Source organism: Winogradskyella tangerina, assembly GCF_003260205.1.
In the GTDB taxonomy this organism is placed as follows: domain Bacteria; phylum Bacteroidota; class Bacteroidia; order Flavobacteriales; family Flavobacteriaceae; genus Winogradskyella; species Winogradskyella tangerina.
In genome coordinates this window covers 308,634-333,361 of sequence record NZ_QERF01000004.1, presented here as the reverse complement: position 1 = coordinate 333,361, position 24,728 = coordinate 308,634, and the positions used below count along the sequence as shown (strand labels likewise).

General features: G+C 35.4%; 25 protein-coding genes and 2 tRNA genes. 16 read left to right on the top strand and 11 right to left on the bottom strand.

Annotation, left to right across the window (positions count from 1 at the left end; translation table 11 throughout):
* Window positions 1-37: 37 nt before the first annotated feature.
* The 6 genes from DDY94_RS08765 to tgt all read right to left on the bottom strand — a co-directional run bounded on the left by DDY94_RS08765 (window position 38) and on the right by tgt (window position 6,961).
* A complete protein-coding gene (locus DDY94_RS08765; RefSeq protein WP_111683722.1) occupies window positions 38-1,078 on the bottom strand; it encodes an AI-2E family transporter in 1,041 nt (346 codons plus the stop codon).
* 72 nt (window positions 1,079-1,150) lie between these two features.
* Complete coding sequence (gene dnaB, locus DDY94_RS08760; protein WP_111683721.1) at window positions 1,151-2,683, bottom strand: replicative DNA helicase; 1,533 nt, start codon at window positions 2,681-2,683, stop codon at window positions 1,151-1,153.
* 169 nt (window positions 2,684-2,852) lie between these two features.
* The gene (locus tag DDY94_RS08755) at window positions 2,853-3,806 is read right to left on the bottom strand and encodes an acetyl-CoA carboxylase carboxyltransferase subunit alpha (RefSeq protein WP_111683720.1); all 954 of its coding nucleotides are present in this window, start codon (window positions 3,804-3,806) and stop codon (window positions 2,853-2,855) included.
* Between the two features lie 49 nt (window positions 3,807-3,855).
* On the bottom strand, window positions 3,856-4,764 hold the full coding sequence (locus DDY94_RS08750; RefSeq protein ID WP_111683719.1) for a DMT family transporter: 909 nt from the start codon (window positions 4,762-4,764) through the stop codon (window positions 3,856-3,858).
* Window positions 4,751-5,827, bottom strand: a complete 1,077-nt coding sequence (locus tag DDY94_RS08745; protein ID WP_111683718.1) for an LptF/LptG family permease — start codon at window positions 5,825-5,827, stop codon at window positions 4,751-4,753. The genes DDY94_RS08750 and DDY94_RS08745 overlap by 14 nt, the downstream gene beginning before the upstream one ends.
* Before the next feature lie 3 nt (window positions 5,828-5,830).
* Window positions 5,831-6,961 (bottom strand): tRNA guanosine(34) transglycosylase Tgt, encoded by a 1,131-nt coding sequence (gene tgt, locus DDY94_RS08740; RefSeq protein WP_111683717.1) that lies wholly within the window; start codon window positions 6,959-6,961, stop codon window positions 5,831-5,833.
* 164 nt (window positions 6,962-7,125) lie between these two features.
* Here tgt and DDY94_RS08735 point away from each other — a divergent pair, with 164 nt between their 5' ends.
* The 4 genes from DDY94_RS08735 to DDY94_RS08720 are packed head-to-tail and all read left to right on the top strand — an operon-like array spanning window position 7,126 to window position 10,281.
* Window positions 7,126-7,971 (top strand): transketolase, encoded by an 846-nt coding sequence (locus DDY94_RS08735; protein ID WP_111683716.1) that lies wholly within the window; start codon window positions 7,126-7,128, stop codon window positions 7,969-7,971.
* Window position 7,972: 1 nt separating this feature from the next.
* On the top strand, window positions 7,973-8,680 hold the full coding sequence (locus DDY94_RS08730; RefSeq protein ID WP_111683715.1) for a hypothetical protein: 708 nt from the start codon (window positions 7,973-7,975) through the stop codon (window positions 8,678-8,680).
* Window positions 8,677-9,630 (top strand): transketolase family protein, encoded by a 954-nt coding sequence (locus tag DDY94_RS08725; RefSeq protein ID WP_111683714.1) that lies wholly within the window; start codon window positions 8,677-8,679, stop codon window positions 9,628-9,630. The genes DDY94_RS08730 and DDY94_RS08725 overlap by 4 nt, the downstream gene beginning before the upstream one ends.
* A 54-nt stretch (window positions 9,631-9,684) precedes the next feature.
* Window positions 9,685-10,281, top strand: a complete 597-nt coding sequence (locus tag DDY94_RS08720; protein ID WP_111683713.1) for an outer membrane beta-barrel protein — start codon at window positions 9,685-9,687, stop codon at window positions 10,279-10,281.
* Window positions 10,282-10,340: 59 nt separating this feature from the next.
* Here the strand turns inward: DDY94_RS08720 and DDY94_RS08715 are convergent, their stop codons facing one another.
* The gene (locus tag DDY94_RS08715; RefSeq protein WP_111683712.1) at window positions 10,341-11,414 is read right to left on the bottom strand and encodes an FKBP-type peptidyl-prolyl cis-trans isomerase; all 1,074 of its coding nucleotides are present in this window, start codon (window positions 11,412-11,414) and stop codon (window positions 10,341-10,343) included.
* 135 nt (window positions 11,415-11,549) lie between these two features.
* Between DDY94_RS08715 and DDY94_RS08710 the strand changes: the two genes are divergently transcribed.
* Genes DDY94_RS08710 through DDY94_RS08700 form a run of 3 tightly spaced genes read left to right on the top strand, consistent with a single transcriptional unit; the run spans window position 11,550 to window position 13,032 of the window.
* Window positions 11,550-11,918 carry an RNA-binding S4 domain-containing protein gene (locus tag DDY94_RS08710; protein ID WP_111683711.1) on the top strand — a complete coding sequence of 123 codons (369 nt, stop codon included), beginning with the start codon at window positions 11,550-11,552 and terminating at the stop codon, window positions 11,916-11,918.
* The gene (locus DDY94_RS08705) at window positions 11,905-12,495 is read left to right on the top strand and encodes a methyltransferase domain-containing protein (protein ID WP_111683710.1); all 591 of its coding nucleotides are present in this window, start codon (window positions 11,905-11,907) and stop codon (window positions 12,493-12,495) included. Before DDY94_RS08710 ends, DDY94_RS08705 begins: the two co-directional genes overlap by 14 nt.
* Before the next feature lie 33 nt (window positions 12,496-12,528).
* Window positions 12,529-13,032, top strand: coding sequence for a phosphoribosyltransferase family protein (locus DDY94_RS08700; protein WP_111683709.1), 504 nt, complete (start codon window positions 12,529-12,531; stop codon window positions 13,030-13,032).
* Here DDY94_RS08700 and DDY94_RS08695 read toward each other — a convergent pair.
* Window positions 13,024-13,545 carry a shikimate kinase gene (locus DDY94_RS08695; protein ID WP_111683708.1) on the bottom strand — a complete coding sequence of 174 codons (522 nt, stop codon included), beginning with the start codon at window positions 13,543-13,545 and terminating at the stop codon, window positions 13,024-13,026. The two genes, DDY94_RS08700 and DDY94_RS08695, sit on opposite strands and share 9 nt — an antisense overlap.
* A 130-nt stretch (window positions 13,546-13,675) precedes the next feature.
* Here DDY94_RS08695 and DDY94_RS08690 point away from each other — a divergent pair.
* From DDY94_RS08690 to DDY94_RS08655, 8 genes are all read left to right on the top strand, one after another.
* Window positions 13,676-13,748: transfer RNA gene (locus DDY94_RS08690), tRNA-Lys, on the top strand.
* 50 nt (window positions 13,749-13,798) lie between these two features.
* Window positions 13,799-13,884 (top strand) — tRNA-Leu (locus tag DDY94_RS08685).
* A 14-nt stretch (window positions 13,885-13,898) separates the two neighbouring features.
* A complete protein-coding gene (locus DDY94_RS08680; RefSeq protein ID WP_111683707.1) occupies window positions 13,899-14,147 on the top strand; it encodes a GIY-YIG nuclease family protein in 249 nt (82 codons plus the stop codon).
* An 87-nt stretch (window positions 14,148-14,234) separates the two neighbouring features.
* The gene (locus DDY94_RS16345; protein WP_111683744.1) at window positions 14,235-14,483 is read left to right on the top strand and encodes a GIY-YIG nuclease family protein; all 249 of its coding nucleotides are present in this window, start codon (window positions 14,235-14,237) and stop codon (window positions 14,481-14,483) included.
* Between the two features lie 217 nt (window positions 14,484-14,700).
* Window positions 14,701-15,606, top strand: coding sequence for a MerR family transcriptional regulator (locus DDY94_RS08670; RefSeq protein ID WP_111683706.1), 906 nt, complete (start codon window positions 14,701-14,703; stop codon window positions 15,604-15,606).
* A gap of 4 nt (window positions 15,607-15,610) precedes the next feature.
* The gene (locus tag DDY94_RS08665) at window positions 15,611-17,062 is read left to right on the top strand and encodes a phytoene desaturase family protein (protein WP_111683705.1); all 1,452 of its coding nucleotides are present in this window, start codon (window positions 15,611-15,613) and stop codon (window positions 17,060-17,062) included.
* Between the two features lie 32 nt (window positions 17,063-17,094).
* Window positions 17,095-17,934: a phytoene/squalene synthase family protein gene (locus tag DDY94_RS08660; protein WP_111683704.1), complete on the top strand. Its 840-nt coding sequence runs from the start codon at window positions 17,095-17,097 to the stop codon at window positions 17,932-17,934.
* A 16-nt stretch (window positions 17,935-17,950) separates the two neighbouring features.
* Entirely contained in the window at window positions 17,951-18,397 is a 447-nt protein-coding gene (locus DDY94_RS08655; protein WP_111683703.1) for a sterol desaturase family protein, read from the top strand.
* Between the two features lies 1 nt (window position 18,398).
* Here DDY94_RS08655 and DDY94_RS08650 read toward each other — a convergent pair whose 3' ends face one another.
* From DDY94_RS08650 to DDY94_RS08640, 3 genes are all read right to left on the bottom strand, one after another.
* The gene (locus DDY94_RS08650; protein ID WP_111683702.1) at window positions 18,399-18,962 is read right to left on the bottom strand and encodes a TlpA family protein disulfide reductase; all 564 of its coding nucleotides are present in this window, start codon (window positions 18,960-18,962) and stop codon (window positions 18,399-18,401) included.
* Window positions 18,963-18,974: 12 nt separating this feature from the next.
* Window positions 18,975-19,646 (bottom strand): Crp/Fnr family transcriptional regulator, encoded by a 672-nt coding sequence (locus DDY94_RS08645; RefSeq protein WP_111683701.1) that lies wholly within the window; start codon window positions 19,644-19,646, stop codon window positions 18,975-18,977.
* Window positions 19,647-19,769: 123 nt separating this feature from the next.
* The gene (locus tag DDY94_RS08640; RefSeq protein ID WP_111683700.1) at window positions 19,770-22,037 is read right to left on the bottom strand and encodes an aconitate hydratase; all 2,268 of its coding nucleotides are present in this window, start codon (window positions 22,035-22,037) and stop codon (window positions 19,770-19,772) included.
* A 375-nt stretch (window positions 22,038-22,412) separates the two neighbouring features.
* Here DDY94_RS08640 and DDY94_RS08635 point away from each other — a divergent pair, with 375 nt between their 5' ends.
* Complete coding sequence (locus DDY94_RS08635) at window positions 22,413-24,710, top strand: S9 family peptidase (RefSeq protein WP_111683699.1); 2,298 nt, start codon at window positions 22,413-22,415, stop codon at window positions 24,708-24,710.
* The last annotated feature ends 18 nt before the right edge of the window (window positions 24,711-24,728 follow it).

The following is a 24,728-nucleotide window of genomic DNA, read 5'->3' as shown; positions in this document are numbered from 1 at the left end:
AAGATACTTAAAAATCAGAGTCAAAAAATGAAGTTGATTAAAGTTTTTCGATTTGTGTTTCCTTGCCCGATAAAAGGCTGGCAATAATCTTAGTGCTAGGAAATTGCTCGAGAATAATTTTCATGAAAACCGTAATTGGTATTGCCATAATTAATCCCGGAATGCCCCATAAAAAGCCCCAAAACATTAACATCACAAGAACTGCAATAATATTTATGGAGAAAGATTTACCCATAAAAATTGGTTCGAGAATTGCACCAAATACGACCTGCACTAAGGTTATTGCGAGAATAAAGAATAATAAAGTGCTCGACGGGTCTAACTCGACCAATGCGAAAATTGAAAGTAATATTACTGAAATGAATGAACCTACCATCTGCACAAAATTGATCGCAAAAGCAAATAAACCCCAGAATATTGGGAAGCTCACATCGAAGAATACACACATTAATCCTGTGAATAATCCTGTAAGCGCACTAACCAAAACCTTCACTTTGATAAATTTTATAAGGTCTTTTTCAATTTTCATAAAAGCCTTTATAGAAGTGTGCTTTTGTTTTAAGATCGTGTTATTTAATAGCTTGTGAACATTAATGGATTCAGCTAGCCATAGAACAACGAAAAATGCCGTCATCAAAAGCATAGTGATAAATTTTCGAAGATAACCGATCGTAGTTCCTAAGTTTTCCTTTTCAAAAAAGGAAGTCAGCAAATTGGCGTCCTGTTCAAATTCTATCCCAAAGCTTTCAGAGACATAAAGTCTTAGATCAGTTAGTTTTACTTCGGCCTTAGGAATAAATTCAGATTTTGTAGCTAGTATCTCCTTACTCGACAATTGAATTAGTTCAATACCCAACTTCAAACCACCGGCTACAAGTAATAAAACGATAACAATACTGATATATTTAGGCACATTTCTTCTTCCTAACCATCGCATTAAGGGTAAAAATAAAAGTGCAATGAACATTGAGAAAATGAGCGGGATAAATATAAAGGACAAGATCTTTAGTAAATAAAACACTAAAGGAATTGCAATAATTAACAATAAAATATTTGTGGTACGTCTTTGATCTAGCATGAGGCAATTTGCGTTGAAATAGCGAACTGTAAAGATACGTCAAAAAAGAGGTTTGAAAACTTTAAATTGCTGTTAAAATGGTACGTCATCGTCTGCTGGCGCATCAAAGGCGTCAGAAGGGTCAGGGAAAGAATCAGGCTTGAAGGTATCGTCGTTGGCAGCAGCATTCATTTTAGAATGGAATTCACCAAACGGTGTATCAAAATCATCTAAATTATCGAACTTACCTAAGTGACCGATGAATTTCAATCTAATATTTTCTAAACCACCATTTCTATGTTTTGCCACGATGAATTCTGCCTGTCCCTCTGTTGGCGATCGCTCCTCGTCATCCCATTCATCAATCTTATAATATTCTGGTCTGTAGATGAAAGATACGATATCGGCATCTTGCTCAATGGCTCCAGATTCACGTAAATCTGATAGTAATGGACGCTTACTTCCTCCACGTGTTTCAACAGCACGCGATAACTGAGAAAGTGCTATAACTGGCACATTCAGTTCTTTCGCTAGAGCCTTAAGGTTACGCGAAATCGTAGAAATCTCTTGCTCACGATTCCCTCCTTTCATACTTCCGCCAGCTGTCATTAATTGTAAGTAATCAATTACGATCAGTTTAATACCATATTGCGAAGCTAATCGACGTGCTTTAGCTCTAAGATCGAAAATTGAAAGTGAAGGTGTATCATCAATAAACAAAGGTGCTTTTTCAAGAGTTTTCACCTTCACATTGAGTTGTTCCCATTCGTGTTTTTCTAGACGTCCAGTTCTTAATTTTTCTGAAGATAAGCCAGTTTCACTTGAAATTAATCGCGTAATCAACTGTACCGAAGACATTTCCAATGAAAAGAACGCCACCGGAATATTGCTATTTACGGCAATATTTCTGGCCATGGTAAGCGTCATGGCAGTTTTACCCATACCAGGACGTGCAGCAACAATAACCAAATCTGAAGGCTGCCAACCAGATGTTAACTTATCGAGTTTATCGAAACCAGACGGAATTCCACTTAGGCCTTCCTTGTTTGAAATTTCTTCAATCTTCTTTTTAGCCTGAATTACCAAACTTTGCGCAGTCTCAGTAGATTTCTTGACGTTACCTTGAGTTACTTCGTACAATTTGGCTTCTGCATTATCTAGAAGGTCGAAAACATCCTTGGTTTCATCGTAAGCTTCCTCAATTATTTCGTTTGAAATTTTGATTAAACTTCGCTGAATATACTTTTGAAGAATAATTCTGGCATGAAACTCAATATGCGCCGATGACGACACGCGTTGCGTTAAAGAAATGAGGTAAAAATCACCACCTATGACATCGAGCTTTTCATCTTTCTTTAATTGGCTAGAAACCGTTAATAAGTCAATAGGCTCACTGTTTTCAAATAATTTGAAAATAGCCTCAAAAATGAATTTGTGCTTTTCTAGGTAAAAAGCATCTGGACTTAAAATATCAATAACCTCATCAACCCCTTTCTTATCAATCATCATTGCCCCGAGTACAACTTCCTCTAAATCAAGTGCTTGAGGAGGTATTTTACCCTTCTCTAAACTAATGAGGGTGCTTTTATCGACTTTGTAGCCTTGTACTGGATTGGGTTGTTTCATAAGTAACAAATGTAACTAAATAGTATCGATGAACGGCATCATTGCACCTGTTCAATCTCAACAGGTCTTTAACAATATAACTGTTAATAACTAACTTTTAGTGTTAATAACCGTAAAAAAAACCGAAGCCATAACTTCGGTTTTTTTAGTTCGCTTATATCTAGTGGATTTAGTCTTTAAATACCCCCATCTGAGCATATTTATCCATACGCTGGGTTACTAAATCTGTTGGTGATAAGTTTTTTAAATCTTCGTAAGATTTTACAATAGCATCCTTAACCGCTAAAAATGTTTTTTCTCGATCTGTATGAGCTCCACCTAACGGTTCTTTAACGATTTGATCAACTAGCTTCATGCGCTTCATGTCTTTGGCTGTTAACTTTAAGGCTTCTGCAGCTTGCTCTTTATATTCCCAGCTTCTCCATAAAATGGAAGAACAAGATTCTGGAGAGATCACTGAATACCATGTGTTTTCTAGCATTAAAACTCTATCTCCTACACCTATCCCTAAAGCACCTCCTGAAGCACCTTCACCAATAATTACAGTGATGATTGGTACTTTTAATCGTGTCATTTCAAGAATATTTCTTGCAATAGCTTCACCTTGTCCGCGTTCTTCAGCTTCCAAGCCGGGGTATGCACCTGGAGTGTCGATCAATGTGACTACTGGAATACCAAATTTCTCGGCAGACTTCATTAATCTTAAGGCCTTGCGATAACCTTCAGGATTAGACATTCCGAAGTTACGGTATTGTCTTGTCTTCGTATTATATCCTTTTTGTTGACCGATAAACATATAGGTTTGATCACCTATCTTACCAAGGCCTCCAATCATTGCTTTATCGTCTTTCACATTTCTGTCACCGTGTAATTCTAAAAAAGAATCACCGCAAAGTGCCTGAATATGATCTAGTGTATATGGTCTATTAGGATGGCGCGACAACTGAACACGTTGCCAAGCTGTAAGATTTTTGTATATATCCTTCTTTGTTTCTGCGAGTTTTTTCTCGATTTGCTTGCAAGTTTCTGTTACATCAACATCACTTTCTTCGCCAATAATTTGGCACTTTTCAAGCTGATCTTCTAATTCTTTTATGGGTAATTCAAACTCTAAATATTCCATACAATTTGAAATCGTTTTTTAGTTAGTTCAGTTTACAAATATATAAACTTTAATTGGTAATACTCGCCCTTTTACGTTTTCGCTTTTTATTGTTTTTTAACACGGCATCCATAACCACTGTTAGTATAATCAGTCCGGCACCAATATAGAATTGCGATGACATTTTTTCGGACTCTGGAAATATTATAAGTGCTAATATGATACCGTAAATTGGTTCGAGATTATAGCTTAAAATTACTGTAAACGGACTGATGTATCTCATGACTTCTACTGCTCCAATAAATGCATAGGCTGTACAAACGGACGCCAAAATGAATATATATATCCAATCCATTTTTGAAAGTGTAAAGAATTCAGCGTTGAATTGAATACCAGAAAAGTATATGAACAAACTTAAAAATAGAACCCCGCTGATAAATTCGTAAAACGAGATCACCGTAGCATTGTAGCGTTCAATAAACCGTCCGTTAACAACAGCAAATAATGTTGAAAACAAAGCGGAAAGTAATCCTAAAATAATACCATTTAGATATTTCAATTCACTACTTGTAATTAAAAATACACCTGCAATAACAATTAGTCCGAACAGAATTTCATAAAGTAATATTCGTCGTTTAAAAAATATAGGTTCAATAAATGATGCAAAAAATGCCCCTGAAGAAAACATAGCTAGGGCTATAGAAACATTAGACTGCTTAATCGATTCAAAAAAAGTAATCCAATGCAAGGCGATAATCACGCCAGCTGCTGAAAACTGTAAGATCGTCTTTCGGGAAACTTTGATATTTAGCCTTATAATTTTAATGTATATAAACATCAAAACCGCCGCTATAGCCATTCTAAACCAAACCAATTCACTTGCACCAATAGTGATCTTTTTTCCTAAGATTGCTGTGAAACCAGCAATAAATACCAGAAAATGTAAATGAAGATAATCCTTTAATCTAGCGTTTGGCATTCTTTAGAAGGTATACAGCTAAAATACCAAATAAAAGATTAGGTAACCAAACGGCAACTATTGGAGGAAAATTAGATTGTTCAGCCATAACGCCAAATATCTTATCGAAAAAGACATAAATCATGGCAATTGTAATTCCGAATGCTAGATTAATACCCATACCACCACGGCGTTTAATAGATGAGACGGCCACGCCGATAATAGTAAGAATAAATATAGAAACCGGTATACTCCACTTTTTAAGTAAAACTACTTCGTAGCGCCCTATGTTAGGCGAACCTCGTCGCTTTTCAGCCTCAATAAATTCGAGCAACTCAAAGTAAGATTTTGTTTCAGCAGCGTATTCTACAGGCGTAAGATCTTCAAGTTCAAAAGGAAAGATCATATTTTTTCGTCGTTCTTTTTCAACGATTTCCTTACCATTTTCAAAAGTTCTTTTAACGTAAGAAGTAAGTCTGTAAGAGCTGTCTTCTTCTATAAATCGGATATTATCAGCAAAAATTTTATACTTCAACTCGTTGCCCTCAAAATGTTCGTATGTGAAATTTTGACCATATTTTTGCGCGGGTGAAAAGCTACTTACATAGATATAATCGTTGTCGTTTATTTGTTGATAAACATCTCGCGTTTTTTGAATTTTCTTATTTTTTTTGAGATAAGTAAATTTAAACTCATTAAATCCTTGACTCGCAATAGGCGCTAAAAACATACCTAGCACTAAGGCCAAGATAGCAATGATCGTTGCTCCAATTATATAGGGTCTCAAAAATCTAGAGAATGAAACGCCTGAGCTCAAAAACGCCACGATCTCGGTATTATTTGCCAGTTTGGAAGTAAACCAAATGACCGACAAAAACAGAAATATTGGTAATAAGAGATTTGCAAAATAAACAGTGAAGTCTAAATAATACAGTGATACTTCACCAAATGGTGCTTTATTTTCAAGGATCTTGCCAACTTTCTCAGCGAGGTCTACTGTTATTCCGATAGGAATAAATAAAAGCAACATCATTAAAAATGTAAACAGATATCTTTTTAGTATGTACCAATCTAAAATCTTCACTATCTATAACCTGTTATCCATTTGTTTTACCATTTTGTTTTTCCATGCACCAAAATCACCAGCAATAATATGTTTTCTGGCTTCACGTACTAACCATAAATAAAATCCGAGATTATGAATGGTTGCTATTTGTTTACCTAACAACTCATTCACCGTAAATAGATGCTTAAGGTAGGCCTTGCTGTAATCTGTATCTACATAGGTAATACCCATTTCATCTATTGGTGAGAAATCATCTTCCCATTTCTTGTTCTTAATATTTATGGTACCGTGTGCTGTAAACAACATGCCATTTCTGGCATTACGTGTTGGCATCACGCAATCGAACATGTCTACTCCTAACGCTATATTTTCTAAAATATTTATTGGAGTTCCTACACCCATAAGATAACGTGGTTTGTCTTCAGGTAAAATATCGCAAACTATATCGGTCATGGCATACATCTCTTCAGCTGGTTCTCCAACCGACAAACCACCAATTGCATTACCTTCTGCACCAACATTGGCAATATATTCTGCAGATTGCTGTCTTAGATCTTTATAGGTACTTCCTTGAACAATCGGAAAGAATGTTTGCTCATAATCATACTTGAATGGTGTTTTTTTCAAGTGCGTTAAGCAACGCTCTAACCAGCGATGGGTCATATGCATCGATCGCTTAGCATAATTGTAATCGCATGGATAAGGCGTGCATTCATCAAAAGCCATGATAATATCAGCACCTATACTACGCTGTACTTCCATTACATTTTCTGGGGTGAAAACATGGTAACTCCCATCGATATGTGATCTAAATTTTACGCCTTCTTCTTTGATCTTCCTGTTGGCCGATAATGAGTACACCTGATAACCACCCGAATCTGTTAAGATATTACGGTCCCAATTCATAAACTTATGCAATCCACCTGCCTGTTCTAAAATTGGAGTTTTTGGTCTCAAGTACAAATGATAAGTATTACCCAAAATAATATCTGGATTAATATCATTTTTTAGCTCGCGCTGATGTACACCTTTTACGGAAGCAACTGTTCCTACAGGCATAAAAATAGGAGTCTCAATGACTCCATGATCAGTAGTTATTGTACCAGCTCTAGCTTTAGTTTCCTTATCTTTTGCTAAGCGTTTAAATTTCATAAAAGTAAGTCTGCTGGCAAATATAATTAACTCTTAAACATTCATATCTTAATTAAAATTAAAATTGTTAGCAAATCATAAAAATCGTTGATAAGTGACTTCATTCAGCTTTTGTAAGCGGGTTTTAAATGTTATTTTTGTGCCATTAATTTAAGCAATATAAAATGCCGAATATTCAACAGCTAGAAGCATTAACTACACAGGTGCGACGAGACATTCTGAGAATGGTTCATAAAGTAAATTCAGGTCATCCAGGAGGTTCTCTCGGTTGTGCTGAATTTTTTGTTTCACTCTACAGTGAAATCATGGAAACTAATGATGGATTTGATATGGATGGTAAAGGTGAAGATCTGTTTTTCTTATCGAATGGTCACATTTCACCAGTATATTATAGTGTATTAGCACGTTCTGGATATTTCCCAGTAGATGAGTTGAATACCTTCAGACTAATAAATTCGCGTCTTCAAGGTCACCCAACAACGCACGAAGGTTTACCTGGTGTGCGAATTGCTTCTGGTTCTTTAGGACAAGGGATGTCAGTAGCTATTGGAGCGGCTGAGACCAAAAAACTCAATAAGGATAAGCATTTAGTATATAGCCTTCATGGAGACGGAGAATTACAAGAAGGTCAGAATTGGGAAGCCATCATGTACGCAGCTGGTAATAAAGTTGATAATCTCATAGCAACTATTGATCTTAATGGCCAGCAAATTGACGGATCTACAGATACTGTTTTACCAATGGGTAATTTGAAAGCAAAATTTGAAGCCTTTGGATGGACCGTTGTTGAAATTGAGCAGGGTAATGACATTGCATCTATTTTAGAGGGTATGTCTGAAGCTAAATCCCTATCAGGAAAAGGTAAGCCAGTATGTGTTTTATTAAAAACTGTTATGGGTAATGGTGTAGATTTTATGATGCATACTCATGCTTGGCATGGCAAAGCTCCAAATGACAAGCAATTGGAAATTGGATTAGCTCAAAACTCTGAAACCTTAGGTGACTATTAATATGAAGAAATTTTTAGCGCTTTCAATTTTATTTTTTGTCGTCTTCGGACACGCACAGGAAAAATCTATTGAAATTGATTACACCGTAGAATATCTTATACCGAAACGACTAAGCTCCGCTGTGGATACCGTAAAAGTAGGTTTTGATAAAGACGGAAAATACCTTTGGACAGATAGCGACTTTCTCGCCAAAGATTTAGCCAGATCAGTATTTGAAGGCAATGATACCTTGTTAGAAAACGCGGAATTAAATATTGTTTTAGATACCGAAAACTTGACAATGATGTTATTTTTTAATTCGGGCAAGAATGAGATGTACATGAATGTTGAAATTTCAAATTTCTTTCCTGTTCAACCCTTAGGCGAAGAAAGCAAGGAGTTTGAATTAATAGCCGAACCGACTGGCGAAACTAAAACCATTCTTAACAAGGCGATTGAAGTTTACGAAGTTTTCCCCAGCAATGATCCTAATGACTCTGTAAACTTTGGTTTCGACAATACAATTGAGGTAAATAATGCAAAATTATTTGAACGATTTTTTTCATTAATATTTGCTGCGGAAGACAAACTAAAATTGAAAAGTATTGATTTTCCCAATGGCCTAATATTAAGTATCTCAGATGATGGCGAAACCATATTAGAGGCCAATTCGATAGATACGAAAACAAAAACCATTTCACTTATACATAGTTTCAAAATCACAGAATGAAAACTTACACGAATACAGGAAACAAAGACACTCGCTCTGGATTTGGAGCTGGTTTAACCGAACTAGGAAAAACAAACGAAAATGTTGTAGCGCTATGTGCAGACCTCACGGGCTCACTGAAAATGGATGAATTCAAAGCCAATCATCCAGAGCGCTTTTTTCAGGTTGGAATAGCAGAAGCCAACATGATGGGTATCGCTGCCGGAATGACCATAGGTGGTAAAATTCCATTTACTGGAACCTTCGCTAATTTTTCAACAGGAAGAGTATATGATCAAATACGACAAAGTATAGCATATTCGCATAAAAACGTAAAAATATGCGCTTCTCATGCTGGTGTGACTTTAGGTGAAGATGGTGCAACTCATCAAATCCTTGAAGATTTAGGGTTAATGAAAATGTTACCAGGAATGACGGTAATCAACACCTGTGATTTTAATCAAACTAAAGCAGCGACCCTAGCGATTGCAAAACATCACGGACCAGTATATTTAAGATTTGGACGTCCAAAAGTACCAAACTTTACTCCAGAAGATCAAACCTTCGAAATCGGAAAGGCGTTAAAATTAATTGAAGGCAGTGATGTAACTATTGTTGCTACCGGACATTTAGTTTGGGAAGCTCTTGAAGCAGCAAAAGCCTTAAATGAAGAAGGTATCAGTGCAGAGGTCATTAATATCCATACGATTAAACCATTAGATGATCAGGCAATTTTAGACTCGGTTGCAAAAACTGGTTGTATTGTAACAGCCGAAGAACATAACTATTTAGGTGGACTCGGTGAAAGTGTTTCTAGAGTATTAGCCAAGCATAAACCAACACCTCAAGAGTTTGTTGCAACCAACGATACCTTTGGTGAATCTGGCACGCCAGCACAGTTAATGGACAAGTATGGTCTTAATAGTGAAGCCATCCAGAATGCCGCAAAAACTGTACTCCAAAGAAAATAACTTCATTTTGGCAACGTTTTTGATTATAGATATCTAATCTTAAAAACGAACATTATGAAAAATTTGAAAAAAGCAGCATTTCTTGCTGTAGCTTTTGCTCTTATTGGACTAACCGCAAATGCCCAAAAAGGCAGCTCCTTTGGTTTTAAAGGTGGATTGAATTACAGTGCTAACGGCGATTATTTTGAATCTATTGGCGATAACGCCAGAAATCCTGATCGCAATATTGGTTATCACGTCGGTATCTTCGGAAAAATTGGAGATAAACTCTACTTTAGACCAGAACTTGTTTATACATCTACCAAAAGTGATTACGATAACAGTGATCTGAGCATTCAAAAAATCGATGCTCCTCTTTTAGTTGGATTAAGAGTTCTAGGACCTTTGAGCGTTTTTGGCGGACCATCACTTCAATATATACTAGACACTGAATTTGATGGTATTAATATCAATAATGTAGAAGACGACTTTTCTGTAGGCTTAAATTTTGGTATCGGTTTAAATCTTAACAAAGTTGGAATAGACCTTAGATACGAAAGAGGATTTAACAATAACGAAGCAACGTTTATCAATGATAACCTAGGAATAAATCCTAGTCGGATTGATACAAGACCAGATCAATTGATACTCAGTTTATCTATTGCTCTTTAATGAATAATAAAAAAGCCGCTAAATTTTTAGCGGCTTTTTTTTTATATGTTCAGTAAATACTATTCGTCTTCTTCGTTATAATTGGTAGTGACTTCACTGTCTAAATGATCAAAAACACCATTGCTATTAGCATCTACCATAGTAACTGTATTAATAGTTATAACACCATTACTCTCAGACCTATTCAACTCGAACTCATTTTCACCTAAAACAGGTTCAGGCTCTCCCATATTAGTGTCAACTGTGTAAGTCGCCGGTACTAATTCATCTAGGGTTGGTACATCATCATCGTCATCATCAGTATCAAAATAATCAGGTAATCCATCTTCATCTGAATTATCATCTAACACATTCAGATTTTCATTCACATCTTCGATGTACGAAGGAATACCATCTAAATCATGATCATTTACTTCAAACTGTAACAATTCAAACTTAAAAATCAAATTAGAATATGACGGCACATTAGGCACTGGCGTAGAAAAGTAACCAAGCCCAGACGGAATAAACATAACACCCAATCCGTAATCATCATATTCAACGATACCATTATTAATATTAAAACTACTAGCTGTATTAAAATCAGACAATATAAGTTGCCATCCTCTAATTACACCTCCAGTTCCACCAATTCCAGGAATACCTTGCATACTAAGTTCAACAGGAGTTGCTACTTCATCAAAAACGTCGCTGGTAGTTTCTAAAAATCCTTCGTAAACTACACGCACCTGATCTGTAAATTCAGGAGATTCTCCACCACCTTGGTTAAGACGTAATATGTAGTATTCGTATTCTGCATCTTCATAAGTGGTTGTCTTCACTTCTACCGCGTCCCAAAGTCTTGTATTATTTGCAGGATCTGGCGGTATCGTTAGATAATCACCATTTTCATCGACTGGCATTTCAGTGATGATAATATCATCAATGGTAAGATTCGTCTGAGTCTCAAAAAGACTAGAGTTATAATAGTGTCCTCTTAAATAATTCTCTAATGAATCTTTATCTGCCAGTTGTTGTTCCGTTCGATCTCTGTCGGGCACTGGAGAGAAATTATCATCATCGCCGCTACAAGCGATCAATATTGAAATAAAGAGTAATAGAGGTAAGTACTTTCTAAATGTTTTTAATGTCATTTTAAAAATCTTTTATGCATGTCTTAAACCACTTAGAACACACACAGTTCATTATTGCTTTATTATAATGGCGCAAGATACATTAAATTAATATTTTTACACCATAAGGTTAACGTAGATTTAAGTTAAAACCATATGCGAATTGATAAATATCTTTGGTGTGTTCGTTATTACAAAACACGAAATATGGCAACCCAAGCCTGTAAAAAGGGGCAAATAAAACTTAACGATAGTGTTGCCAAACCATCGCGAGAGGTTTACCCTACAGATAAAATTGAATTAAGAAAAAATCAGATCACTTATACACTTACGGTTAATGACATACCGCCAAACCGTGTTGGTGCCAAGCTCGTTGATATTTACAGAGTAGACACTACGCCTAAGGAGGCTTTTGAAGCACAAGAAATGCTAAAGTATAGCAAGGATTATTATCGTAAAAAAGGCACTGGTAGACCTACTAAAAAAGATCGTCGAGATATAGACAGTTTTTATGAAGAAGAATAAATTCGATCAATCCTATTGGGAGCAGCGTTATGACGCTAATGAAATTGGCTGGAATATTGGCTACTCTTCTACGCCATTGAAAACTTATATTGATCAACTTGAAGACAAATCCATAAATATTCTTATTCCCGGTGCCGGAAATAGTTATGAAGCTGAATACCTATGGAATGCTGGTTTCAAAAACACATATGTACTCGATATTGCGTTACAACCATTAGTTAATCTGAAAAGCCGAGTAACAGGTTTTCCAAAAGATCAATTGTTACATCATAATTTTTTTGAATTTGAAGGTCAGTTTGATCTAATTCTTGAACAAACATTTTTTTGCGCTTTAGATCCTAGTTTAAGAGAAAAATATGTCAAGAAAATGGTAGACTTATTAAAGCCTAAGGGTAAATTATCGGGATTATTTTTCGATTTCCCACTTACCTCTTCAGGCCCACCATTTGGCGGCAGTATTGAAGAATATAAAATACATTTTAGCCCTTATTTTGAAATAAAGATTTTAGAACGTTCAACAAATTCAATAAAACCAAGAGAAGGTAAAGAACTGTTTTTTATCTTTGAAAGACGATAAGATTATTCCATATAACAAGAAGATAAGCGCACTATGGCACTAACAAAGAATACGATATTAAGTCATAAAGAAATTGAACATAAGATCAAGCGAATCGCTTATCAAATCTACGAGTGCAATGTCGACGAAACGCAGATTGTTATTGCCGGTATTGAAAGTAATGGATATATTCTTGCCAGAAAGATTAAAAATCAACTCGATAAAATTTCTGATATCGAATCGGTACTATGCAAGGTTAAGATCGATAAAAAAGAACCTACTAAGCCTATCATAACTTCGATTAGTAAAGACGACTATACAAACAAATCTATTGTGCTTATCGATGATGTTTTAAATTCTGGTAGCACCTTAATTTACGGGATCAAACATTTTTTAGATGTGCCTTTAAGACAATTCAAAACAGCGGTTTTAGTAAATAGAAATCATAAAAAATATCCTGTTAAGGCTGATTTCAAAGGCATTTCATTATCTACTTCACTTTTCGAACACGTACACGTCAATTTATCTAAACAACCTTATGAGGCTTATTTAGATTAGGATCATTAGGAGTTCCTCTAAAATATCTTGCTGTGTTTTATGATCTGTATTTACAACATGTTCGGCTTGGTTGTAGTACTGCGTGCGTTCAAAAAGATGTTTACCTATAAACTCCATCAGATCATCTTCCGATTGGATATGACTAATTAATGGTCGCTGTGAACGTTCTTTAAAAAGTCGATTTGTTAGTAATGGAATCGACAATTTTAAATAGAATAAATTTACTTGTTCATTGTCTAGAAGCAATTCAAGATTTCTACCATAACATGGTGTTCCACCACCGAGCGCTAAAACACAATTTTCATTTGAATTTAAAATTTCATTTAAATACTCCGTTTCTTTTTTTCTAAAATAGAGCTCCCCTCTTTTATTAAACAGTTCGGGGATAGAAGCATTTTCTTGTGCGGCAATATAGTCATCAAGGTCTAAGAATTTGTAATTCAACAAAGTAGCTAGAGCCTTACCAATAGTAGATTTACCCGATCCCATATATCCCATTAATGCAACAATCATACTCTAAATTTTTAGTTTGAATTTTCTAAATTCCCGATAGAACAAAAAAACAAAAATTAAAGTTAAAAATGTATTGTTTTATTAATTAATCATTTTATATTTGCACCCTCATTTAAGAGAACATCTTAATGACCGGGTAGCTCAGTTGGTAGAGCATCTCCCTTTTAAGGAGAGGGTCCTGGGTTCGAGCCCCAGCCCGGTCACGATAGTTAAGCGAAATGCTTAACTTTTTTTTTATATTTACTTCAGTATTGCGCACGTGGCGGAATTGGTAGACGCGCTGGCTTGAGGGGCCAGTGACCGTTTTAGGTCGTGGAAGTTCGAGTCTTCTCGTGCGCACTTTCAACATTTTAATGCCCTATTTCGTTTATATTCTTTACTCTAAAAAGTTTGATACGTTTTATAAAGGTCAGACTAAAGATTTATTTGAACGAATTAGGAGGCACAATTCAGGACTGGAGAAGTCAACTAAAAGATACACTCCTTGGGAGCTTTTATGGTATTCTGAAAAATCTAGTCGATCTGAAGCAATGACATTAGAAAGAAAGTTGAAAAACCTTTCAAAAGAAAGGCTGAAAAAATTCATAAAAAAGTACTCATAGCGAAATTGAGTCTTGACGTTTGTTACACAAAGTCAAGATCAAGACCGCAAGCGTCTTGATCTTCTCGTGCGCACTTTCAACATTTTAATGCCCTATTTCGTTTATATTCTTTACTCTAAAAAGTTTGATACGTTTTATAAAGGTCAGACTAAAGATTTATTTGAACGAATTAGGAGGCACAATTCAGGACTGGAGAAGTCAACTAAAAGATACACTCCTTGGGAGCTTTTATGGTATACTGAAAAATCTAGTCGATCTGAAGCAATGACATTAGAAAGAAAGTTGAAAAACCTTTCAAAAGAAAGGCTAAAAAAATTCATAAAAAAGTACTCATAACGCCATTGAGTCTTGACGTTTGTTACACAAAGTCAAGATGAAGACCGCAAGCGTCTTGATCTTCTCGTGCGCACTTTATAACTCTAAGTTTGTGCAATTATCAAAGCACACTACATTTCCTCATTTTAATTAACACATATTTTTTACTTAAATTTTGTTAATTGTAAGGTTTTTATGAGTTAAAATCTTACTTTTGTTTAAACATTTTTGTTAAAAAATGAACAATATAAAGAATCAATTCAGTATCAAGGATTTGGAAAACCTTACTGGAATTAAGGCGCATACGATTAGAATATGGGAGAAGCGCTACAATCTTTTACAACCCAAACGGACCGATACTAACATACGATATTACGATTTAGCGAGCTTTCAAAAGCTTCTAAATGTGAGCTACCTAAATAATAATGGCTACAAAATTTCGAAAATAGCCACTATTGAAGAACACAAAATTCCGATATTAGTTAGAGAAATAGCTGCCGAAAGTAACATGGAAAGCCATGCCATAAACGCATTTAAGCTATCTATGCTCAATTTCGATCAGGCACTTTTTTACAACACCTACGAGTCACTTCTAAAGGAAAAAGAATTTTACGAAGTTTTCTATGATATCTTTATTCCATTGTTGACCGAAATTGGTCTCTTATGGCAAACAGATACCATATCACCAGCACATGAGCATTTTTTAACTTCCTTGATTCGTCAAAAAATACTTATCAATACTGAGAAAGTACAATCTAAGCAAATCAATAAATCTAAGAAAACATTTGTTCTCTACTTACCTGAAAATGAAATACATGAGTTAGGGCTTATGTTTATAAACCATCAATTAGTCAGCCGAGGATACCAATCTATTTTCTTAGGCTTCAGTGTACCACTTGATAGTTTAACTGATTTAAAAAATTACTACGACGAAATCATTTATATCTCCTATTTTACAGTAAAACCAGAGAAGGATGACATTGAAAAATATATGGAGAATTTCAACAAACTCTTGCTAGAAAACAGCAACACGAAACTTTGGATTTTAGGTCAGATGCTGAACGCCTTAGATTTGAACAACCTGCCAGAAGGCGTTTCGGCATTTAAGAGTATTCAAGCATTGATTGAAAATTTAGATCACTAAACCAATGAGTAAAAGAATTTCAATAATTGGCTCAGGCTTTTCATCCCTTTCGGCTTCTTGCTATTTAGCTAAAGCCGGACACGAAGTATCTGTGTTTGAAAAAAACAATACTGTAGGAGGTAGAGCACGCCAATTGGTAAAAGATGGATTTACTTTCGATATTGGCCCAAGTTGGTATTGGATGCCCGATATTTTTGAAAAATTCTTTAATGACTTCGGAAAAAGTACAAGCGACTATTATCAGCTCGATAAGTTGAGTCCTGCCTATAAAATTTTCTTTTCAGATGAGGTTATAACGATAGGCGATCATATGGATCAAATCTGTGAAGAATTTGAACGTATCGAGGCCGGTAGTTCAAAACCACTTCGAAAATTCATTGCTCAGGCACAAGATCATTACGATATTGCAATCAATAAGGTCGTATTGAAACCTGGTATTTCACCTTTCGAATTAGTTACAAAAGATACCGTAACAAGAGTAGATCGTTTCTTCAAAACAATTAGCCAAGAAGTTAGAAAGAACTTTAAAAATCCGAAGCTAATTTCAACACTTGAATTTCCGGTACTGTTTTTAGGCGCTAAACCAAGCCAAACACCGTCATTTTACAGCTTTATGAATTTTGCTGATTTCGGATTAGGAACATGGCATCCAAGAGGTGGCATGTACGAAATAATAAAAGCAATGAAAAGCTTAGCCGAAAGCCTAGGCGTTACAATTCATACCAATAGTAATGTTGAAAAGATCAACGTTGAAAATGGCAAAGCTGTGGGCATAACGGTCAACGGAATAACAATAAATTCGGATGTAGTATTGAGTGGTGCAGACTATCATCATTCTGAAACCTTATTAGATACCGAATATCGCCAATACTCAGAATCTTACTGGGAAAAACGAACCTTTGCACCTTCATCATTACTGTTTTATGTGGGGTTTGATAAGAAGATAAAAGCCATAGATCATCACAATTTATTCTTCGATACAAGCTTCGAAAATCATGCTGAAGAAATATATGATGACCCAAAATGGCCTGAAAATCCATTATTTTATGTTAACTTCCCTTCTGTAACAGATAAGAGCATGGCGCCTGAAGGTTGCGAAACTGGTTTTTTTCTCATACCAATCGCACCTGGATTAGAAGATACTCCCGAACTGAGGCAACAATATTTTGATATTATTATCAATCGTTTTGAAAATTTAACCGATCAAAAGGTTAAAGATCATATACTTTTTAAAGAATCGTTTTGTGTTAATGATTTTGTAAGTGAATACAATTCGTATAAAGGTAATGCTTACGGAATGGCAAATACATTAAGACAAACTGCATTCCTTAGACCGAAATTAAAAAGTAAAAAAGTAGATGAATTGTATTTCACTGGTCAGCTAACCGTCCCTGGACCAGGAGTACCTCCATCACTTATATCAGGTAAGTTAGTAGCCGACCTGATCAATAAATAAAAGTTAGTACCATAGAATAAGCACCGTATATCATGAAATCTATTTTTGACAACGTCTCCAAAGAATGTAGCAAGCTTGTTACAAACGCCTACAGCACGTCATTCTCGATGGCCACCAAAATGTTGTCTGAGAGTATCAGGCAAGACATCTATAATATTTATGGGTTTGTAAGATTTGCCGATGAGATTGTGGATACGTTTCATGATTATGACAAGGAAAAATTATTCAGAAATTTTGAAACTGAATTAGAAAATGCCCTTAAGGATAAAATCAGTTTGAACCCGATCTTAAATTCTTTTCAAGATACCTATCACAAGTACAATATCGATAAGCATTTGGTCGATGCCTTTATGAATAGTATGCGACTAGATCTATTCAAAAAAGATTATCTAACCGAAGAAGAATATAAAAATTACATATATGGTTCTGCAGATGTCGTAGGATTAATGTGCTTAAAGGTATTTGTGAAAGGTGATAACGAGAAATATAATGATCTTAAGGACTCTGCTATGAGTTTGGGTTCAGCTTTTCAAAAAGTAAACTTTTTAAGAGATTTGAAAGCAGATTTTGAAGATCTAAGCAGAACCTACTTTCCTAATACAGACCTAAATCATTTAGATGAAAATTCAAAGCAAGCTATAATTCAAGATATTGAAGCTGATTTTGCTGAAGGCTTAAAGGGAATTAAAAAATTACCGCTCGAAGCTAGATTTGGCGTGTTCATGGCCTATCGTTACTACAACAAGCTTCTTCAAAAACTTAAAGACACTCCTGCTTTAGAAATTAAATCGGCTAGAATTAGAGTGCCTAATTACAAAAAGATAGAGTTACTTACTCGCAGTTATGTAAAATATCAACTAAATTTACTTTAAATAAAAAATTAGTGTTGTGCAGATAGTTTTTTGGATCTTAATTTTCTTGGTAACATTTTTTATTATGGAGTTTAATGCGTGGTTTACGCACAAGTACATCATGCATGGATTTTTATGGAGTTTACATAAAGATCATCACCATAAAGACCATGATAGTTGGTTTGAACGCAATGATGCTTTTTTCATTTTCTATGCCGTAGTTAGTATGCTTTGCTGGTACCTTTGGGGCGAACACAACATCTGGTTTTGTTTACCTATCGGAATTGGTATTATGGCCTATGGATTGGCTTATTTTATCGTTCATGATATATTTATCCATCAGCGATTCAAGTGGTTACGAAATATAGATAACAAGTATGCTCGTGGTGTAAGACGCGCCCACAAAATTCATCATAAGCACTTGGGCAAGAAAGACGGGGAAAATTTTGGTATGCTTATCGTACCTTTCAAATATTTCAAATAATTTACTCGGCAAGCAATTGATCTAATTGCCCACGAACTTTAGCGCTATTCCAATCTACAGCTCCAGATTCGTCTACTACAATCTCGCCCTTTTTATTAATAATAAATGTTCTTGGAATTGAACTTGTCATAAGTTCCTTCGGAATTTCATTTAACGAATTATATACATCGAAATCGAAATTCTTTTTATTCTTGAAAGTCTCTACAACGTCAAAAGTATCTGTTGTAACAAATAAAAAATCAACCTTATCATTATAATCTGTATACAATGCCTGAAGACTTGGCATTTCAACAATACAAGGCGGACACCAGGTTGCCCAAAAATTTACAAAAACTACTTTATCTTTAGTTGAATTGAAATCTAAAGTAACATTGGTATCTGATTGTAATTTCCAATGATCATAAGTGACCTGCACCCTTTCATTGGCATCAATCATAGTAGACTGATTAATGTAGCTTAAACCTTTGTGTAACACGATCTGAATGGGATGTCGCGTCTGAGGGATGATGAGCAAGGCAATGATTATCATAAAAATAATATTGCTTTTTGTTAATTTGGTCTTCATGAAATATAAGATTTAAGCCGAGGTATTGTAAATTCTTATCTGCCTTCGGTCGAAGTCTATGATATCATCTTCCTTAAGTTCGTTCATAAGAATATTCAATGTTGGTCTTGAAATGCCTATCAAAGATGCAATATCTTTTTGAGTATACGGATGATTTATAATCTGATCGCCGGTTTTATCGCAATCGTATCCGTAATCGGTACAAAGTTCGTCTAAAAATTCAAGTAATCGGGTTTTTGAATCTTTAAAAAGTAACAACTGTAAGCGCCGTTCTAATTTCTTAAACTTGTAGCCAATAAATTTATATATTCTGAAACTGAAAGTCTGATTATCGCGCATAAGGTCGTGCATAGTTTCCACACCAACAGGACAAATTGAAGTCTGATTATCTAAGGACTGGGCAAATTCTTCACGTTTCCTTTCACCCAAAATTGCTTTTTCACCAAAGAGCTCTCCTTTGGTTAAAATAGCCTTTACAACCTCATCTCCATTTTCACTATAATAGCCGATCTTCACCTTACCGTTTTCAATCAAATAAATTTTATTCGACGAGTCATTTTCGAAATAGATGTAGTCTTCTTTTCGGTATTGATCAAAAGTATGGGATTGCTTGTAGGCCTTGAACTTATGTGGACAAAGTAGTTTGAACAGATTTACATCCTCAAAAAACCAAAAAGATCTCATGATAATAGTGATAGGATATTGGTTGTATAAATGTACTGTCGCATTGAATTCCCCTACCTTACAATTTGCACAAAAAAAACTCCCAATATTAATTGGGAGTTTTCAAATAAGAATATTTATGACTTAAGCATTCTGCTTTTTAATTAAATTAAGTGCAGAGCCTTCTTTGTACCATTCAATTTGTGAATCGTTATATGTATGATTCACAGCAATTGTATCTGAAGAACCATCTGCATGAACGACTTCTATATGCAATGGTTTACCAGGAGCAAATTCATTAAGATCTAAGAAGTTGAAGGTATCATCCTCTTGAATAAGATCATAATCTGCTTCATTTGCGAAGGTTAAACCTAACATACCTTGCTTCTTAAGATTTGTTTCATGAATACGTGCAAATGATTTTACAATCACAGCAGCAACACCTAAATGTCTTGGTTGCATTGCCGCGTGCTCTCTTGATGAACCTTCACCATAATTGTGATCACCTACAACAACAGACCAGATTCCATTTTTCTTGTACTCACGTTGCGTGTCAGGAACACCGCCATATTCACCCGTAAGTTGATTTTTTACAAAATTGGTTTGCTTGTTGAACGCGTTAACAGCACCAATTAAAGTATTGTTTGCGATATTATCTAGATGACCTCTGTAACGCAACCATGGTCCGGCCATTGAAATATGGTCGGTTGTACACTTACCAAATGCTTTAATTAACAACTTAGCGCCAGTCACAGAATCTCCAATTGGTTCAAATGGTGTAAGTAATTGTAAACGCTCAGATTCTGGGTTTACTGTAACTTCTACTCCGCTACCGTCAGCAACAGGCTCTAAATAACCATTTTCTTTAACATCGAATCCTTTTGGTGGTAATTCCCATCCTGTTGGCTCATCTAACATTACCTCTTCTCCATTCTCGTTGATCAGCGTATCTGTCATTGGATTAAAGTCTAATCGACCAGCAATAGCGATTGCTGCTGTGATTTCTGGAGAAGCCACAAAAGCGTGGGTATTTGGATTACCATCAGCACGCTTAGCGAAGTTTCTGTTAAACGAATGAACGATACTATTTTTTGGAGCATTCTTAGGGTCGCTGTAACGTGCCCATTGCCCGATACACGGACCACATGCATTTGTAAATATCTTTGCATCGAGTTTTTCAAAAACCTCTAAAATACCATCGCGTTCAGCAGTGTATCTTACCTGTTCTGATCCTGGATTAATTCCGAATTCAGCTTTGGTCTTTAACCCTTTATCTAGGGCTTGTTGTGCAATTGAAGATGCTCTTGATAAATCCTCGTAAGATGAATTTGTACAAGATCCTATTAATCCCCATTCTACTTGCATTGGCCATTCGTTTTCTTTCGCTTTTTCTGTCATTTCTCTTCCGACAGTAGTTGAAAGATCTGGCGTAAATGGCCCATTTAATAAAGGCCCTAATTCTGAAAGATTAATATCAATTACCTGATCAAAGTATTGCTCAGGATTAGCATATACCTCTGTATCTGCTGTTAAGTAGTCTTTTATTTTATTAGCTTCATCAGCAACGTCTGCTCTATCAGTAGCTCTTAAATAGCGCTCCATTGAATCGTCATAACCGAAAGTAGATGTTGTTGCTCCGATCTCCGCACCCATATTACATATGGTTCCTTTACCTGTACAAGACATTGATAAAGCGCCAGGACCGAAATATTCAACAATAGCTCCTGTTCCCCCTTTTACTGTTAGGATTTCAGCAACTTTTAAGATCACATCTTTAGGTGCTGTCCATCCTGAAAGTTTTCCGGTTAATCTTACACCAATTAATTTTGGAAATTTAAGTTCCCAAGGCATACCAGCCATCACATCCACTGCATCGGCACCTCCCACGCCTATTGCTACCATTCCTAAACCACCTGCATTTACAGTATGAGAATCGGTACCGATCATCATCCCTCCAGGAAAGGCATAGTTTTCTAATACAACTTGGTGGATAATTCCTGCACCAGGCTTCCAGAAACCAATTCCGTATTTATTAGACACTGATTCCAGAAAGTTAAATACTTCACTACTGGTATTATTAGCATGCTTTAAGTCGGCTTCTGCTCCGCTTTTCGCCTGAATTAAGTGATCGCAATGTACCGTTGTTGGTACAGCAACTTTTGCTTTTCCGGCTTGCATAAACTGTAATAATGCCATCTGAGCCGTTGCATCCTGACAAGCAACTCTATCTGGTGCAAAATCAACATAGTCTTTACCTCTGGTAAACGCTTGTGTTGGTTTTCCATCCCATAAATGAGCATATAATATTTTTTCTGAAAGTGTCAATGGTTTTCCAACAATTTCTCTGGCAGCATCTACGCGCTCAGCCATGTTAGCATAAACCTTCTTTATCATATCAATGTCAAAAGCCATAAAGTATATTTAAAGGTTGATAATTATGTTTTTTAAAAGTCCCACAAAATTACGAATTCCTAATCATTTTTAAAAATATGTAACAAAATCAACAAAACAGTGAATATAAATCACAAATTGACTCATTTTTTGATAGTTTTTTTAATTATTAACAGCTTAAATGAGATATGATTAATAAATTAACAATTCCCTTTATTTAGAATGAATATGTATTTCAGATAACATTTTGAGAATTAAACCTATAATAAAGTACTAAGATCAATTTACGTGTTCAATTTTAACGTTTAAATTGTAACAAAACCTGTCGTGTTTTCTTCTAATAGCATATAATCTAAATAATCAGTATTCAAATTTTAAACAAACGAAATGAAATCTATGTTTTTAAAATTGAGCACCTTTTTTATCATATTAGGTAGCTTGGCACAAACTTATGCCCAAGATATAACAGGAGCATGGGAAGGAAAATTATCTGTACAAGGTACAGAAATACCATTGGTATTTAATATTTCAATGGAAGACGACGCTTACACTTCAACCATGGATAGTCCATCTCAAGGAGCAATGGGTATTCCGATGGATGTCACCACACTTGAAGGAACTACTTTAACCATAAAATTCAATCAAGCTGGTATTAAATATATCGGTACACTCTCCGACGATAAAATAGAGGGTACATTTTATCAGGGCAGCAATGAATTACCGCTGATATTAGGCAAAACAGTAATAACTCTACCAGGTAACACAGCCTTACCAACTTCAGATGAAGATCTTGAAAAGCTATCGAACTGGAAACCTATCAACTCTTATAAATATGCAGTTGAAGATTATTTTGCAAGACCTAAGGCACGTTCTTTTAATTTTTCACCTGATGGAAAATATTTATCCTACAGAGAAAAAGATGATAACAAGAAAAATCATGTTTATGTAAAGAACTTAGAAACTGATCAGGTAACTCGCGTTATTGAAGAAAAGGAAGAACTTGTAAGAGGTTTTGGATGGGCAAATAACAACCGTATTGTTTACATTATGGACAAAGGCGGCAATGAGGATTATCACTTATTTGCAGTAAACATTGATGGCAGCAACCAAAAAGAATTAACGCCATTTGATGGGGTTAAGGTAAATATCTTAAACGGCCTTAAGGAAGATAAAGATCATATGATCATTTCTATGAACCAAAATAACCCTCAGATCTTTGAACCTTATAAAATTAATATCGTAACGGGTAAGCTTGAACAACTCTATTCTAATGACGATGCGGCTAATCCTATTGACGGATATGAATTTGATAAAGACGGAAACTTACGCGGATTTGCAAGATTAAGAGATGGTGTTCATTTTGATATGTATTACACTCTAGATGGTGAAAATTATGAGATCATAAAGCAGCTAAATTGGAAAGATAGTTTTGGCATTTCTTCGTTTAACTATGCCACTGAATACCCTCACGACGCTTATGTGATATCTAATTTAGATAGTGATAAAACGCAGATATATTTATACGATCTCAAAGAAGATAAGGTAATTAAGAAACTGTTCTCAAATGAAAACTATGATGTTTCAGGTCTTTCTTTGTCGAGAAACAGAGGTTATGAACTCGATTATTTCTCTTACGAAGGTGAAAAGCAAGTTATAGTTCCAGTGAGTGATTACTATAAAAGTCTTCACAAAAAAATTACAAACAAATTCCCAAATTATAGCTACTCCATAGCTGATGTAACAGACGACGAAAGTAAATATCTGATCTTTTTACAAAGTGATAAATTATATGGTACATATTATTCTTATGACGCTAAAAAAGATGAATTCAAGCTACTTTATAATTTAATGCCTAATCTTCTTGAAGAAGATATGGCTGAGATGCGACCTATTACTTTTACAAGTAGAGACGGTAAAACCATTCATGGATATATTACACTACCAAAAGCTGCGCTTGAGGGTAAAAAAGTTCCGGTAATTGTAAATCCTCATGGTGGACCACAAGGAATAAGAGACTCTTGGGGATTCAATCCTGAAGCTCAATTATTTGCAAGTAGAGGTTATGCCACATTACAGGTAAATTTCAGAATTTCGGGAGGCTACGGGCGTGAATTTTTAGAATCAGGATTCAAGCAAATTGGTAGAAAGGCCATGGATGATGTTGAAGACGGACTTCAATATGTTGTTGACCAAGGTTGGGTTGACAAAGATAATGCTGCTATTTATGGTGGAAGTCATGGTGGATATGCTGTATTACGAGGATTAACTAAAACACCAGATCTTTATGCTTGTGGTGTAGATTATGTTGGTGTTTCGAATATTTTTACGTTTTATGACTCTTTCCCAGAATACTGGAAACCTTACAAAAAGATTGTAAAGGAAATCTGGTACGATCCAGACGTTCCGGAGGAAAAGGCTATTATGGAAGAAGTATCACCTGTATTCCATATTAACAAAATCAAAAAACCACTTTTTGTTGTTCAGGGTGCGAACGACCCTAGAGTTAATATCGACGAATCTGACCAGATTGTTGAAGGTCTACGCGCAAAAGGTGTTGATGTTCCATATATGGTAAAATACGATGAAGGACATGGTTTTGGTAAGGAAGAAAACTCTATAGCGCTCTATAAAGCCATGATGGGCTTTTATGCAAAGCATTTGAATCAAAATATTGAGCAACCGATTAAAGATTAAATACAATCAATCATCAAA

What these genes read in the sequence shown, in the direction of transcription:
- DDY94_RS08715 (WP_111683712.1), bottom strand. Translation starts at nt 11,414, where the DNA reads ATGACATTAAAAACATTTAGAAAGTACTTACCTCTATTACTCTTTATT.
- DDY94_RS08660 (WP_111683704.1), top strand. Translation starts at nt 17,095, where the DNA reads ATGAAATCTATTTTTGACAACGTCTCCAAAGAATGTAGCAAGCTTGTT.
- DDY94_RS08695 (WP_111683708.1), bottom strand. Translation starts at nt 13,545, where the DNA reads ATGATTGTTGCATTAATGGGATATATGGGATCGGGTAAATCTACTATT.
- DDY94_RS08700 (WP_111683709.1), top strand. Translation starts at nt 12,529, where the DNA reads ATGGCACTAACAAAGAATACGATATTAAGTCATAAAGAAATTGAACAT.
- DDY94_RS08750 (WP_111683719.1), bottom strand. Translation starts at nt 4,764, where the DNA reads ATGCCAAACGCTAGATTAAAGGATTATCTTCATTTACATTTTCTGGTA.
- DDY94_RS08640 (WP_111683700.1), bottom strand. Translation starts at nt 22,037, where the DNA reads ATGGCTTTTGACATTGATATGATAAAGAAGGTTTATGCTAACATGGCT.
- DDY94_RS08665 (WP_111683705.1), top strand. Translation starts at nt 15,611, where the DNA reads ATGAGTAAAAGAATTTCAATAATTGGCTCAGGCTTTTCATCCCTTTCG.
- DDY94_RS08680 (WP_111683707.1), top strand. Translation starts at nt 13,899, where the DNA reads ATGCCCTATTTCGTTTATATTCTTTACTCTAAAAAGTTTGATACGTTT.
- dnaB (WP_111683721.1), bottom strand. Translation starts at nt 2,683, where the DNA reads ATGAAACAACCCAATCCAGTACAAGGCTACAAAGTCGATAAAAGCACC.
- DDY94_RS08710 (WP_111683711.1), top strand. Translation starts at nt 11,550, where the DNA reads ATGCGAATTGATAAATATCTTTGGTGTGTTCGTTATTACAAAACACGA.
- DDY94_RS16345 (WP_111683744.1), top strand. Translation starts at nt 14,235, where the DNA reads ATGCCCTATTTCGTTTATATTCTTTACTCTAAAAAGTTTGATACGTTT.
- DDY94_RS08725 (WP_111683714.1), top strand. Translation starts at nt 8,677, where the DNA reads ATGAAAACTTACACGAATACAGGAAACAAAGACACTCGCTCTGGATTT.
- DDY94_RS08720 (WP_111683713.1), top strand. Translation starts at nt 9,685, where the DNA reads ATGAAAAATTTGAAAAAAGCAGCATTTCTTGCTGTAGCTTTTGCTCTT.
- DDY94_RS08735 (WP_111683716.1), top strand. Translation starts at nt 7,126, where the DNA reads ATGCCGAATATTCAACAGCTAGAAGCATTAACTACACAGGTGCGACGA.
- DDY94_RS08645 (WP_111683701.1), bottom strand. Translation starts at nt 19,646, where the DNA reads ATGAGATCTTTTTGGTTTTTTGAGGATGTAAATCTGTTCAAACTACTT.
- tgt (WP_111683717.1), bottom strand. Translation starts at nt 6,961, where the DNA reads ATGAAATTTAAACGCTTAGCAAAAGATAAGGAAACTAAAGCTAGAGCT.
- DDY94_RS08650 (WP_111683702.1), bottom strand. Translation starts at nt 18,962, where the DNA reads ATGAAGACCAAATTAACAAAAAGCAATATTATTTTTATGATAATCATT.
- DDY94_RS08635 (WP_111683699.1), top strand. Translation starts at nt 22,413, where the DNA reads ATGTTTTTAAAATTGAGCACCTTTTTTATCATATTAGGTAGCTTGGCA.
- DDY94_RS08755 (WP_111683720.1), bottom strand. Translation starts at nt 3,806, where the DNA reads ATGGAATATTTAGAGTTTGAATTACCCATAAAAGAATTAGAAGATCAG.
- DDY94_RS08730 (WP_111683715.1), top strand. Translation starts at nt 7,973, where the DNA reads ATGAAGAAATTTTTAGCGCTTTCAATTTTATTTTTTGTCGTCTTCGGA.
- DDY94_RS08705 (WP_111683710.1), top strand. Translation starts at nt 11,905, where the DNA reads ATGAAGAAGAATAAATTCGATCAATCCTATTGGGAGCAGCGTTATGAC.
- DDY94_RS08670 (WP_111683706.1), top strand. Translation starts at nt 14,701, where the DNA reads ATGAACAATATAAAGAATCAATTCAGTATCAAGGATTTGGAAAACCTT.
- DDY94_RS08765 (WP_111683722.1), bottom strand. Translation starts at nt 1,078, where the DNA reads ATGCTAGATCAAAGACGTACCACAAATATTTTATTGTTAATTATTGCA.